At 67.2% G+C, this 13,786-nt stretch carries 9 protein-coding genes and 1 riboswitch; all 9 genes read left to right on the plus strand.

Annotated features, from left to right (window positions below; translation table 11 throughout):
* Positions 1–14 precede the first annotated feature (14 nt).
* The 9 genes from ABW16_RS00645 to ABW16_RS00685 all read left to right on the plus strand — a co-directional run bounded on the left by ABW16_RS00645 (position 15) and on the right by ABW16_RS00685 (position 13,598).
* Complete coding sequence (locus ABW16_RS00645; RefSeq protein WP_052956770.1) at positions 15–578, plus strand: hypothetical protein; 564 nt, start codon at positions 15–17, stop codon at positions 576–578.
* Positions 579–601: 23 nt separating this feature from the next.
* Positions 602–1,276 carry an RsiV family protein gene (locus tag ABW16_RS00650; RefSeq protein WP_052956729.1) on the plus strand — a complete coding sequence of 225 codons (675 nt, stop codon included), beginning with the start codon at positions 602–604 and terminating at the stop codon, positions 1,274–1,276.
* 72 nt (positions 1,277–1,348) lie between these two features.
* On the plus strand, positions 1,349–2,635 hold the full coding sequence (locus tag ABW16_RS00655) for an amidohydrolase family protein (protein WP_047317201.1): 1,287 nt from the start codon (positions 1,349–1,351) through the stop codon (positions 2,633–2,635).
* A gap of 116 nt (positions 2,636–2,751) precedes the next feature.
* Positions 2,752–4,056, plus strand: coding sequence for a TetR/AcrR family transcriptional regulator (locus ABW16_RS00660; RefSeq protein WP_047317202.1), 1,305 nt, complete (start codon positions 2,752–2,754; stop codon positions 4,054–4,056).
* An 80-nt stretch (positions 4,057–4,136) separates the two neighbouring features.
* Positions 4,137–5,015 (plus strand): mycofactocin-coupled SDR family oxidoreductase, encoded by an 879-nt coding sequence (locus ABW16_RS00665; protein ID WP_047317203.1) that lies wholly within the window; start codon positions 4,137–4,139, stop codon positions 5,013–5,015.
* Positions 5,016–5,047: 32 nt separating this feature from the next.
* Complete coding sequence (locus ABW16_RS00670; protein ID WP_047317204.1) at positions 5,048–5,719, plus strand: SDR family oxidoreductase; 672 nt, start codon at positions 5,048–5,050, stop codon at positions 5,717–5,719.
* A 44-nt stretch (positions 5,720–5,763) separates the two neighbouring features.
* Positions 5,764–5,969: riboswitch (cobalamin riboswitch) on the plus strand.
* Positions 5,970–6,103: 134 nt separating this feature from the next.
* Positions 6,104–8,383 carry a 5-methyltetrahydropteroyltriglutamate--homocysteine S-methyltransferase gene (gene metE, locus ABW16_RS00675; RefSeq protein ID WP_047317646.1) on the plus strand — a complete coding sequence of 760 codons (2,280 nt, stop codon included), beginning with the start codon at positions 6,104–6,106 and terminating at the stop codon, positions 8,381–8,383.
* A gap of 75 nt (positions 8,384–8,458) precedes the next feature.
* On the plus strand, positions 8,459–9,349 hold the full coding sequence (locus tag ABW16_RS00680) for a mycobacterial-type methylenetetrahydrofolate reductase (protein ID WP_047317205.1): 891 nt from the start codon (positions 8,459–8,461) through the stop codon (positions 9,347–9,349).
* 292 nt (positions 9,350–9,641) lie between these two features.
* Positions 9,642–13,598 carry a cation-translocating P-type ATPase gene (locus tag ABW16_RS00685; RefSeq protein ID WP_047317206.1) on the plus strand — a complete coding sequence of 1,319 codons (3,957 nt, stop codon included), beginning with the start codon at positions 9,642–9,644 and terminating at the stop codon, positions 13,596–13,598.
* The last annotated feature ends 188 nt before the right edge of the window (positions 13,599–13,786 follow it).

Below are 13,786 nucleotides of genomic sequence, written 5' to 3' on the forward strand. Positions count from 1 at the left end.
TGAAAGAGGCAAGCATGGCAACGCAACTCGTCGAGCAAGACGTCGCGGCCGGCGTCTCCGAGAAGAACAGCGCAGCTGCTGGCGCGACAACCGCCGAACCCCGGCACCGACGCCGCCGTAACCTGTTCGCGGCCACGGCCGTCATATCCGCAGCGGCAGCACTGGCATTCCTGGGCTGGCAATACAAACAGCACGACGATGTCGCGGCGGCGAGTGGAGCGGCGCTGGCCGCCGCCCGCGACTACGCCGTAGCGCTGACGAGCATCGATTCCAGCGGTGTCGACGACAACTTTGCGAAGGTCGTCGACGGTGCCACGGGCGAGTTCAAGGACATGTACAGCCAGTCCGCGACCCAGTTGCGACAGGTGCTGATCGACAACAAGGCGATGAGCAAGGGAGTTGTCGTGGACGCTGCGGTCAAGTCGGCGGCCAAGCACAAGGTCGAGGTCCTGCTGTTCGTTGACCAGGCGATCACCAACGTAGCCAATCCCAATACCCGGCTTGACCGTAGCCGGGTGGCAATGACGATGGAACTGATCGGCGGCCGATGGCTGGCCAGTCGCGTCGAGCTGAAATAGTGCTCGCTGCACGGTGTATTGCGATGCTGCTGGTGCTGCTCACACTGAGCAACATCGTCCTTGCGGGTGTGGCCCGAGCCGGGCCTGCCGAAGCAATGATCTCCGGTACCAGCCCGGACGGGCTGGGGACTTGGACAGTGCACTATCAACGCCTCGACGACGGCGGCTCACCGGTGGACCAGGCCATCAACGATCACATTGACGCCGAGGCGAACCGTGAAGTCACCCAAGCCACGTGGGACGGATCCACCAGACGGCCCTGGACATTCGATGCGACCGGAACGATCAGCGTGCGGCCCGCGACCGTGTCCGAGGTGTTCGTCGGTGCATACAACACCGCCGAACCGCACATGCCAAGGCAAACGGTGGGCACTGTCGTCTGCGACACCCGCAGCGGCGACATCATCACCTGGGACAACCTGTTTCGCGACAAAACGGCCGGCCTGATCCGCCTCGGGGAGGGGGTAGAGGCGAGGCTCGCCACGGTGGCTTCGCCGACGCAGTTGCGCGACTGGCGGCGCGCCGGCCAGTTTGCCCCGGTCGATGTCAACTTCAAGTATTGGATCCCAACGCGCGAGGGCGTTGAGTTTCACTTTCCCCCGGTCCAATTCGGCCCAGGGATCAAGGTCGTCACGGTCCCCTGGCCGACGATCGACGATCAGATCGCGCCGGAGTTTCTCTCGATCTCCCAACGTTGACCAAATATCTGTTCCGCCGTAGAGTCGGACGGGCGACGAGTGTGGCATACCCGCACAGCACAAGGAGCCCGTATGAACATGGACGACTTCGTCCTCGTTTCCGTCGACGATCATCTTGTCGAGCCGCCCGACATGTTCGACGGTCACATCCCAGATAGGTACAAACACGATGTGCCCAAGTTGATCCAGCGCGCCGACGGTACTGACGCCTGGGTCTTCGAGGGACAAGAGGCCACCAACGTCGGCCTCAACGCAGTGGCCGGTCGTCCGCCGGATGAGTATGGCGCGGAGCCGACGAAATTGAGCGAGATCCGGGAGGGGTGCTACAACATCCACGAGCGGATCCGCGACATGAACGCCAACGGCGTTGCCGCCGCGATGAACTTCCCGTCCTATCCGCAGTTCTGCGGACAGTACTTCGCGCGCGCCAAGGACAAAGACCTCGGGTTGGCGGTGCTGCGGGCCTACAACGACTGGCACATCGACGAATGGTGCGCCACCTACCCGGGTCGGATGATCCCGCTGGCTCTGCCGCCGATCTGGGACCCGAACCTGATGGCCGACGAAGTCCGGCGAGTGGCCAAGAAGGGCTGCCACGCGGTCACCTTCTCGGAGAACCCGACCAAGCTGGAATACCCGTCGCTGCACGATCCACATTGGGATCCGTTCTGGCAGGCCTGCAGTGACGAAAACACGGTCGTCTGCCTGCACATCGGGTCGTCTTCGTCGGTCGTGATCACGTCCATCGATGCCCCGGTCGACACGATGATCACCTTGCAACCGATGAGCATCGTCAACGCGGCGGCGGACCTGGTCTGGTCGCCGACGCTGCGCAAGTTTCCCGAGCTGACCTTCGCGCTCTCCGAAGGCGGCATCGGCTGGATTCCGTACTTCCTCGAGCGCGTCGACCGGGTCTACAAGATGCACCGCGCCTGGACCCATCAGAACTTTGGTGACAAGCTGCCCAGCGAGGTCTTCCTGGAGCGGATCGTGACGTGTTTCATCGACGACGGCTTCGGTATCGAGAGCCGGCACAAGCTCAACCTCGACATGATCACCTGGGAGTGCGACTACCCCCACTCGGACTCGACGTGGCCGCTGGCGCCGGAGTCGCTCGCCGGTTACCTGACCGGGGTTCCCGATGACGAGATCGACAAGATCACCCACGAGAACGCACTGCGGCTCTTCTCCTTTGACATGTTCGGGCACCTGGCTCGGGACCAGGTCACGGTAGGCGCACTGCGGGCGCAGGCCCGCGATGTGGACCTGGGTTACCGCTCCTCGGAGCGGCTGAAGAAGACCGGCACCGACACCGTGACGGTCCTCGACCTGGCCGCCAAGCTGCCCACCGGAACCTGACCGGGCCCCGGCCCCAACTGCCCGGTCCAGCAGTCACATTCTGGTACCGTTCAACCAAATATTCGGTCGTTCGTGCTCGGGCCGTCCCGGCTGATCACGGGAGCAGTGGAGGTGCGGTGGGGCGCCGAAAGCCAACCGGAGCGGCATCTTCTGCGAACCACACCGGCGGCTATGACGACGGCACACGCCGCACCGAGATTCTCCAGACCGCCGCCACGTTGATCGCCTCGTCGGGCCTACGAACCTCGCTGCAGGAGATCGCCGACGCCGCCGGGATTCTGCCCGGCAGCCTGTACCACCATTTCGACTCCAAAGAAGCCATCCTGGTCGAGCTGGTCCGGCGCTACCATGCCGACCTCGAGCGCCTCGGCGAGGTGGCACATGAGCGGTTGGACGAACTGGGACCCCAGCCAGGTGCCGAAGCCATCGTCGAACTGGGATCGGCGATCGCGCGGTGCGCCGTCGCACATCGTGCCGCGCTGCAGATGTCGTTCTACGAGGCGCCCAGCGCAAACCCCGAACTGGTCAAGCTGCTTCAGGAACCGCCCACCAACGCCCAGCAGGCGATGCTGCAGACGCTGCGGGCCGCACGATGGAGCGGCTACATCCGGCCCGATATCGACCTGCCGACGCTGGCCGACCGGATCTGTCAGTCGATGATGCACGTAGGGCTGGACGTCATTCGGCACAAGGCGGCCGCTGATCAGACCGCAGCGCTGCTCAGCCGCATCATGTTGCAGGGCTTGGCCGCCCGTGAGCACAGCGATGAGGAGTTGGACCACTCCCCCGCCTTCGTCGCCGCCGAAGAGGCAATCAAGACCTGGGCTGACGAGAATCCGGCGGAAGACAACGACAAGGCCGCGCACATTCGCGCGGTGGCTCGCGCTGAGTTCGGCAGCAAGGGCTACGAGGTCACCACCGTTCGCGACATCGCTTCCGCGGCGGGAATGGGAACCGGCACGGTCTACCGATTGATCGGTTCCAAGGACGAACTCCTGGCATCGATCATGGCGTCGTTCGGAGCCAAAGCCGGTGGCGGGTTCGCGGCCGTGCTGCGCGCGGACGCAACGCCCATTGAGAAACTCGACGCCCTGAGCTGGATCAATATCAATGCCCTGGAACAGTTCCCAGATGAGTGGAAGATCCAGCTCGCGTGGATGCGCTATTCCCCGCCGGACACTCCCAACCCCGGCCTGGCATTCACCACCCGGCTGCGACAGCTCAAGTCGCTGTTGTCCGACGGGACCCGCTCGGGCGAAATCCGAATCGAGACTCCCTCCATGGAGATGTTGTCGCGATGCGTGATGGACTTGCTGTGGATTCCGGAGAACATCGTGCGGGGCCAGGGCACCCGTACCGCGTTGACCCTGGCCCGCGACACGCTGGTCCGGGGGGCCGCGCAGCGCAAACCCACCGGGTAGCAACACCCCACCCGGGGTGCTACCAAAGTTTTGTTCCGAAACCTATTGATAAAGGCCAAGCGGTCGCATAGGTTCGGTCCATGTCCGGAAAGCTCAGCGGCAAGGTCGCATTCATCACCGGTGCTGCCCGGGGGCAGGGGCGTGCCCATGCCCTCGCGATGGCCAGAGAAGGTGCCGACATCATCGCCGTCGACATCTGTCGCCAGATCGAGTCGAACCCCTACCCGCTTGCCACCCCCGACGATCTGGCCGAAACCGAACGGGCGGTCAAGGAACTCGGCCGACGGGTGGTCGCCCGGATCGCCGACGTCCGCGAGCGCCACGAGTTGCGCGACGCGGTCGAGGCCGGGATGGCCGATCTGGGCAGGATCGACATCGTGGTCGCGAACGCGGGAATTCTGCCGATGGCGATGGGCAAGCCGGACCCGATGCAGTTCGTCGACGCCTCCGACGTGGACCTGCTGGGCGTGATGAACACGGTTGCCGTCGCCATTCCGCATCTGCCCGACGGGGCATCCATCATCGTCACGGGCTCGACCGCCGGGATGATCCGCGGAACCACCGACAACCCGAACATGGGGCCGGGCGGCGCCGGCTACGGCTGGAGCAAGCGCATCGTCATGGAGTACGTCGACGAGATGTCTCTACACCTGGCGCCCAGGATGATCCGGGTCAACGCCATTCACCCGACCAACTGCAACACCCACCTCTTGCAGAACGACGGCATGTATTCGATGTTCCGTCCCGACCTGACCGCCGAAGGCAAGAAGGCCACCCGCGAGGACGCCGAGCCGCTGTTCACTCTCTTCCAGGCCATGCCGATCCCCTACGTGGAGCCTGAAGACATGGCCAACCTCGGGGTGTTCCTGGCCAGCGATGACGCGCGCTACATCACCGGCCAGCACATCCGCGTCGATGCCGGCTCATTGCTCAAGTGGCCCAACGGCCCAGGCAGGTAGACCTCAGAACCGCAGCAGGTAGCGTCGATTCCATGGCGCGCATCGTGATCATCGGCGGCCACGGCAAGGTCGCCCTGCTACTCGCCCGGATCCTGACCGAACCGCCGCATGAACCGGGCGACCAGGTCACTTCGGTGTTCCGCAACCCCGACCACGCCGAAGAGGTCGCGGTCACCGGCGCGGTCCCGGTGGTGGCCGATATCGAGCAGCTCGACACCGACGGCCTGGCCCGGCTCGTGGCCGACCATGACGCGGTGGTGTTCTCCGCCGGCGCCGGCGGTGGCAACCCGGCACGCACCTACGCCGTGGACCGCGACGCGGCGATCCGCAGCATCGACGCCGCCGCGAAAGCCGGTGTCCGGCGGTTCGTGATGGTGTCCTATTTCGGCGCCGGCCCCGACCATGGTGTTCCCGAAGAGGATCCGTTCTTCCCGTACGCGCAGGCCAAGGCCGCCGCCGACGCCCACCTGCGGGCCACGGATCTGGACTGGACGGTGCTGGGGCCGAGCCGACTCACCGACGATCCTGCGACCGGCCGGATCGCCGTCGGCCCGGACGCCAACAAAGGACAGGTGTCACGCGGCAACGTCGCGTTAGCGATCGCGGCCTGCCTGTCCAACGACTCGACGGTCGGGCGCACCATCGAGTTCAACGACGGCCAGACGCCCATCCCGGAGGCACTTGCGGCCGGTCGGCCAGGGTAATCTCGATCACGCAACTGGTTTGCCGTCGTCGCCGCAAGGCGGTTTCGGCATCGAGCGCAACGCGGTTTTCCGCGGAGCGCGAGAGGGAACCCGGTGAGAATCCGGGACTGTCCCGCAGCGGTATGCAGGAACGACCGCCGTCACAAAGCACTGGTCACGGGTTCGCCCACCGACTGGGAAGCGACGGCCACTAGGAGCACCTCGGTGCGCGCCTGCGAGTCCGAATACCTGCCCGTTGTGCTGGGCGCGCCGCGCCCAGCGGATCAACGCCTCGCGGAATGGGCGTCTGGTTTTGAGGGTTATAGTGCTTTATATAGGCACGGGACCGGATCAGCTGGGCGGCTGCTGGCGTTGACCCACCCTCGTCAATTGAAGGACCACATCGTGACCGTTCAACCTTTTACCGCAACCATTCTCGGCTCGCCGCGAATCGGGCCTCGACGTGAACTCAAGCGCGCCACCGAAAGCTACTGGGCCGGCCGGATCGGCCAGGACGAACTGAAGAAGGTGGCCGCCGGCCTGCGCCGCGACACCTGGGCTCAGCTGACCGCCGCCGGGCTGGACTCGGTGCCGGTGAACACGTTCTCCTACTACGACCAGATGCTCGACACCGCGGTGCTGCTGGGTGCTCTCCCGGCCCGGGTAGCCGGCGTCGCCGACGAGCTGGACCGTTACTTCGCCGCGGCCCGGGGCAACAAGGAGATCGCTCCGCTGGAGATGACGAAGTGGTTCGACACCAACTACCACTACATCGTTCCCGAGATCGCCCCGGACACGACGTTCACGCTGAACCCCGCCAAGGTGCTCTCCGAGCTCGCCGAGGCCCAGGAACAGGGCTTCGGCGGAAACGTGGCCCGTCCGGTGATCATCGGACCGGTCACGTTCCTGCTGCTCAGCAAGGCCGTCGACGGTGCGCCTGCGCCGATCTCCCGCCTCGACGAGCTGACCGATGTCTACGCCGAGCTGCTGGGCAAGCTGGCCGACGCCGGCGCCGAGTGGGTACAGATCGACGAGCCGGTGCTGGTGACCGACATCTCTGCCGACGCCCCCGCGCTGGCCGAGCAGGTGTACAACCGCCTCGGCGGGCTGAGCAAGCGGCCGTCGATCTTCGTGGCCACCTACTTCGGCGACCCCGGCGCCGGGCTGCCGGCCCTGGCCCGCACCCCTGTCGAGGCGATCGGCGTCGACCTGGTCTACGGCCCCAACACCGCCATCGCCGCAGTGCCGGAGTTGGCCTCCAAGACGCTGGTCGCCGGTGTCGTCGACGGCCGCAACATCTGGCGCACCGACCTGCAGGCCGCGCTGGCCAAGCTGGCGGCGCTGCTGGGCCCAGCCGGTGCCGTAGCTGTGTCTACGTCGTGCTCGACGTTGCACGTGCCCTACTCGCTGGAGCCCGAGACCGGTCTGGACGACGGGCTGCGCAGCTGGCTGGCGTTCGGCGCCGAGAAAGTGACCGAGGTGGCCACCCTGGCCCGCGCCCTGCGTGAGGGCCGCGAAGCGGTGGCCGACGAGATCGCCGCGTCCAACGCCGCGGTCGCGTCGCGCAAGTCCGACCCGCGGCTGAACAACGCCGCGCTGCGCGCGGAGATCGCCAAGATCAAGGCGGCCGGGATTCAGCGTGGTTCGGCCGAGGCGCGCCGCGCCGCGCAGGACGAGCGGCTGCACCTGCCGCCGTTGCCGACCACCACGATCGGCTCGTTCCCGCAGACCGTGGAGATCCGCAAGGCCCGTGCCGCGCTGGTGGCCGGAGAGATCGACGAGGCGGAGTACACCAACCGGATGAAGGCCGAGATCGCGGCCGTCATCAAGCTGCAGGAGGAGCTGGGCCTGGACGTGCTGGTGCACGGCGAGCCGGAGCGCAACGACATGGTGCAGTACTTCGCCGAGCAGCTGGACGGCTTCTTCGCCACCAGCAACGGCTGGGTGCAGTCCTACGGCAGCCGCTGCGTGCGTCCGCCGGTGCTGTTCGGCGACGTCACGCGGCCGCACCCGATGACGACTGCCTGGGCCACCTACGCCCAGTCGCTGACCGACAAGCCGGTCAAGGGCATGCTCACCGGTCCGGTCACCATCCTGGCCTGGTCGTTCGTCCGTGACGACCAGCCGCTGGCCGACACCGCCTACCAGGTGGCGCTGGCCATCCGCGAGGAGACGGTGGACCTGGAGAAGGCCGGCATCGCGGTGATCCAGGTCGACGAGCCCGCCCTGCGCGAGCTGCTGCCGGTGCGCGACGCCGACAAGGCGGCCTACCTGGACTGGGCGGTCGGCTCGTTCCGGATGGCCACCTCGGGGGTCTCCGATGCGACGCAGATCCACACCCACCTGTGCTACTCGGAGTTCGGCGAGGTGATCGGTGCGATCGCCGACCTGGACGCCGACGTCACCTCGATCGAGGCGGCCCGCTCGCACATGGAGGTGCTCGACGACCTCAACGCGATCGGGTTCTCCAACGGGGTGGGGCCGGGTGTCTACGACATCCACTCGCCGCGGGTTCCGTCCACCGACGAGATGGCCGCTTCGCTACGCGAGGCGCTGGATGCTGTTCCGGCGCAACGACTCTGGGTCAACCCGGACTGCGGCCTGAAAACCCGTAAGCCCGACGAGGTGAACGCGTCGTTGGCCAACCTGGTCGCCGCCGCGAAGGAAGCTCGCGCCAGCCTGTGACCGTCTGACATGTTGCGCCCCAGAGCTGTCTCTGGGGCGCAACATGTCCGTTCTAATGAGATACGGAGTCCCCTGGTGCCGTTGAACACCATTGCACTGGAATTGGTGCCGCCCAATACCGATCGCGGAGTCGAGCACGCCCGCGAAGAGGCCCACAAGGTCCTGCAGTTATCCGAGCAAGCGGGTATCGCGGGCCGGATCGGTCATGTCATGATCCCCGGGTTGATCCCCGAGGATGACGATCGGCCGGTCGAGATCCAACCCAAACTCGATGTCTCCGACTTCTGGTCGGTCATTCACCCCGAACTGCCCGGCGTACACGGGCTGTGCACGCAGGTCACCGCCTTCCTCGACGAGACGGCACTGCGGACGCGACTGTCGGGTCTGCGCCAGGCCGGATTTGACGGAATCATCTTCGTCGGTGTCCCGCGCACGCTGAACGACGGTGAGGGCGGCGGCGTCGCACCCACCGATGCCCTGTCGAAATTCGACGATCTGGTCGACCACCGGGGTGTCATCCTCATCCCGACACGAGACTCAGAGCAGGAACGCTTCGCCTTCAAATGTGACCGGGGCGCCACCTTCGGGATGACGCAGCTGCTCTACTCCGATGCGATTGTGGGATTCCTCCGCGACTTCAAGAACGTCAGTGACCACCGGCCGGAGGTCCTGTTGTCGTTCGGCTTCGTGCCGAAGATGGAGTCCAAAGTCGGGCTGATCGATTGGCTGATCCAGGACCCGGGGAATGAGGCCGTCGCCGCCGAGCAGGACTTCGTCCGGACTCTGGCCGCAGGCGAACCTGACGTCAAACGTCGCCTGTTGCTCGATCTGTATAAGCGGGTGATCGACGGCGTGGCCGAGTTGGGCTTCCCGTTGAGCCTGCACTTCGAGGCTCCCTACGGCATTTCGAAACCCGCATTCGACACCTTCGCCGAGATGCTCGCCTATTGGTCGCCGCGCTCCTGAAACCGGCGCGAAACCGTCTGCAACGCAGAGCATTCACCGGCATTTCAAGTCGGGTCTCGCCGACGTTCAGCTGTCCGCTGCCTGCCGGCCCTAAGTTCGGTCGGGAAGGGGAGTAGTTCCTACCCGCCACACCAGTGGCGGATGTGAATGGTCGTCAATACGGCGGTTCGACCCGCCCGGTCATTCAGCGGACCCAGGACTTTCGCGAGCGAGACCTTCGGACGATTCACCATGTCGACCGAAGGTCCCGCGGGCTATCTCCAAGGATTCGGTCGCCGAGCGAAGGAGACCGATGCCCCCCTCGATACCCGCCCTGATCGACGATGCCGAACCGGGCTATGACGTGGTTGCCGACCCACCGGCGGAGGTCGAGCACCCACGGCGACACCTTCGCCCGGCCCCCGAACCCGGCGATGGTCTGATAGCGGTCAGCAGCGCCGCGATGGCCGGCATCAACGCCGTCGGCCTGGGTCTCGCAGTTGCCAGTCGCGTCCTGCGGCTTCGCCGGTTGCCCTCCAGTCTCCAGGGCGCTGTCATCACCCTGGACCACCAGCCACAACTGCGCCGTCTGCTGGAGGAACGAATCGGCAAGCGCGCCACCGCCACTGCGTTGGGGATGGCGACCACCGCCGTCAACGCACTCGGTGCGGCGCCGTCGATGCTGGCCGTGGACCTGGCGATCAACACCATCAGGGCCGCCGAAGCGCGCGCTGACGCCCGGGCCTGGGCGCGGCGCGAGCCGGAGCTGGCCCGTCCGGCTGCCGGGTCCGCCCAGCGCACGGCGGAATCCCCGGAGAGCCCGGTCGACCAAAACCTGCAACGCGGGACCTGGATTCAGGCGATCGGCGCAGCCGTCGTCGCCGCGATCAGTCGCGACCCCGAACTGGCCGGCAATGCCGCACTGATCGCGGTGCCCAAAGCGACCCGAGCCACTCACGAATCGTTCGCCGCGACGTTGGGACGCGGGCTGGCCAACCGCGACGAGGCACTGCAGATCGACCCTGACAGCCTGCGCCGGCTGGACCGCGTCAACGTGGTGGTCTTCGATCCGCGGGTGCTGCGGACCGAATCGTTGCGCTTGGCGCGCGTTCGCGGCGCCGACGAGAAGGATCTGACCGCCTGGGAGAGCGCCCGGGCGATGCTCGAGGAAGGTGACCTGCGGCCAGGTTGGCATCCCGTCACCGGCCGCCCCGGCACCGAGGCACTGTTTGCTCCGGCGCCGCATCCGCTGGCGGCAGCGACACTCGCTGAGACACAGCGCGCCCAGGTGCAGACAGTGACCGCGGACGACGCCATCGGCCTGGGTGTACTTCGGCCCGCGTTCGACGAAATCGCTCCAATGACAGGCGATTCGATTGACGAAGCGCTGCTCGACGCGGTGCGCGACTACCAGCAGGAAGGCCACACCGTCGCGGTGATCTCCTCGACGGCTACCCAGGCGCTGTCGGCGGCCGACCTCGGCGTCGGCATCCTGCCCGACGCCAGCGAGCCGGTGGCGGACCTGATCGTCGATGACTTGTCCGGGGTGTGGCGGGTACTGCATGCCCTGCCCGCAGCCCAGGCGGCCACCCGCCTTGGTATCGCCTTATCCACCGGCGCTTCGGCATTGGGTTCGATGCTGCTCATTCCCACGGTGCGAGGACGCGGTCCCGAACCGGTCGCGCTGGGCGCGGCCGTGGGTCTGGTGTCCGGCTACTGGTCGGCCCGCCAGGTGATCACGGCGCCGCTGCCCCGGCCGGTCCCGGTCGACGAATGGCATGCGATGTCGGTCGAACAGGTGCGTGCCGCCTTGGCCTCGCCGTCGCAGCCCGACTTCGCACCGGACGCCGGCACCGCCAAGCGGCACGTGGTCTGGCAGTTCCTCGATGCGGTGCGTGACGAACTGTCCGACCCGCTGACGCCCGTCCTCGGACTGGGTGCCGCTGCCACCGCGCTGCTGGGCGCACCAATCGACGCGCTCATGGTCGGCTCTGTCCTGGCCAGCAACGCCGTCCTGGCGGCCGGTCAACGGTTGAGTGCCGAGCTGCGGCTGGATCGGCTACTGGCCGAGCAGATCCCGCCCGCCTGGAAGGTGACGATCCGGCCCGACGGCACACGCGACCGTGTTCAAGTGCTCCCCGAGCAGCTGCAGCGTGGTGATCTGATCGAGGTGGGTCCCGACGATGTGGTGCCCGCGGACGCCCGGGTGATCGAACTGGAGAAGTTGGAGGTCGACGAGGCCTCACTGACCGGTGAGTCGTTGCCGGTGACCAAGCAGATCGACGCCACTCCGGGCGCCGAGCTGGCCGAGCGGCGCTGCATGCTGTTCGCGGGCACCACCGTGGCCTCCGGGACCGGTCTGGCGTTGGTGACCGCGGTGGGTCCCGACACCGAGGTGCGGCGCGCCGCCGACCTTGTCACCAGCCGGCACGGGGATATCGGCCTGACCCATCAGCTCGGACAGATCACCAGCCGGACCTGGCCGCTGAGTCTGATGGCCGGCGGTCTGGTCAGCGTGCTCGGGGTGTTGCGGGCCACCCGGCTGCAGCAGGCGGTGGCCAACGGAGTGTCGGTGGCCGTCGCCGCTGTCCCCGAGGGCCTGCCGGTGGTGGCGACGCTGGCTCAGCACGCCTCGGCGCAGCGCCTCACCAAATCCGGTGTGCTGGTGCGGGTCCCCCGCTCCGTTGAGGCCCTGGGCCGCGTCGACGTGGTGTGCTTCGACAAGACCGGCACGTTGAGCGAGAACCGGTTGCGGGTCACCGAGGTGCGGACGGCAGCCGGTCATTCCCGTGACGAGGTGCTGCGTTGCGCGGTACGCGCGACCCCGTCGGCCAAGGGACAGAGCCACGTCGACGCCACCGACGCCGCGATCGTGGCGGCGGCCGAATCCGTGCCCGGCGCCGTCGCGCCGGGGGCCGCCGACGCCCATCTGCCGTTCCGTTCCGGGCGGCCCTTCGCGGCATCGGTGTTCGGCACCGAATTGACCATCAAGGGGGCACCCGAGGTGGTGCTGGCTGCCTGCGACGATGTCGCGGCCGATATCCACGATGTGGTGGAGCAACTGGCCGACGAAGGACTGCGGGTGCTCGCGGTAGCCCGGCGTGAGCTCAGTCCCGCTCAGGTGCAGTCGCTTTCGGCCGATCCTGACGACCCCGAAGCCCAGCTCGCGGCCATGGCCCAGCAGTGCGCCGAGGGCTTGACCCTGGTCGGCTTCGTCGGCATCGCCGACACCCCGCGCGCCGGGTCTGCCGGCCTGCTCGCCGAGCTGCACCGCCGGCAGGTACCGGTGCGGATGATCACCGGTGATCACCCGACCACCGGCCGGGCCATCGCCCGCAAGATGGGTGTGCAGCTGGCTCCCGATCAGGTCATCACCGGCTCGGAATGGGAAACCCTCTCGGGTAAGGAGCAGGAACGCGCGGTGGCCGAGCGGGTGGTGTTCGCCCGGATGTCGCCGGCGAACAAGGTGCAGGTGGTGCAGGCGCTGGAACGCAGCGGCAAGGTGTCGGCGATGGTCGGCGACGGCGCCAACGACGCCGCCGCAATCCGGGCCGCCACGGTCGGCATCGGGATCGTCGCCCAGGGCAGCGACGCCGCCCACACGGCCGCCGACGTGGTGCTGCTCGACGGCCGCATCGAGACCCTGCTGGACGCCCTCAACGAGGGCAGCCAACTGTGGCAGCGGGTGCAGGCGGCGGTGGCGGTGCTGCTGGGCGGTAACGCCAGCGGCGCACTGTTCGCGATCATCGGCAGCGCCCTGACCGGTCAGTCACCGTTGAGCACCCGGCAACTGCTGCTGGTCAACATCGTGACCGACGCGTTCCCGGCCACGGCGCTGGCGATCAGCCAACCCCGGCGGCCCATGCCCTTCGGGGGTCGCGGGCCCGACGAGAAGGCACTGTTGCGCGCGGTGGCGCTGCGTGGCACGACCACGGCCAGCGCAACCCTTGCGGCCTGGTTCATGGCGCGGCTGACCGGTTTTCCCCGACGCGCATCCACCGTGGCGCTGGTCGCCCTGGTGACCACCCAGCTGGGCCAGACACTGTTGGAGTCACGCTCGCCGGTGCTGCTGGCGACCGCGGGCGGGTCGTTCGCGGCAATGGCACTGTTGATCAGCATCCCCGGTATCAGCCAGTTCATGGGATGCACGCCGCTGGGTCCGATCGGCTGGGCTCAGGCGCTGGGATCGGCGGCGGTCGCGACCACCGCGGCGGGCATCGCGCCCCGCTTCTTGCCGACCGCCAGTGCGAAGGACGCTGTTAGCGCGTGACACCGGATTCAGCGGCGACGGGCGAGATACTCCTGCTTGAGCACCCAGGTGCGCCCGTCGTCGCTGCGTTCGTCTCGCCAGCGAAAGGAGTCCGGGCCGATGTCGCGGAAGCTCCATCGGATCGCGGAGCCGTCCGGCAGGGTGCCGTCCTGCAGTCAGGCCGCCAAGATGTCGAACTCGTTGCCCTG

This window comes from Mycolicibacter heraklionensis (genome assembly GCF_001021505.1).
Lineage (GTDB): Bacteria > Actinomycetota > Actinomycetes > Mycobacteriales > Mycobacteriaceae > Mycobacterium > Mycobacterium heraklionense.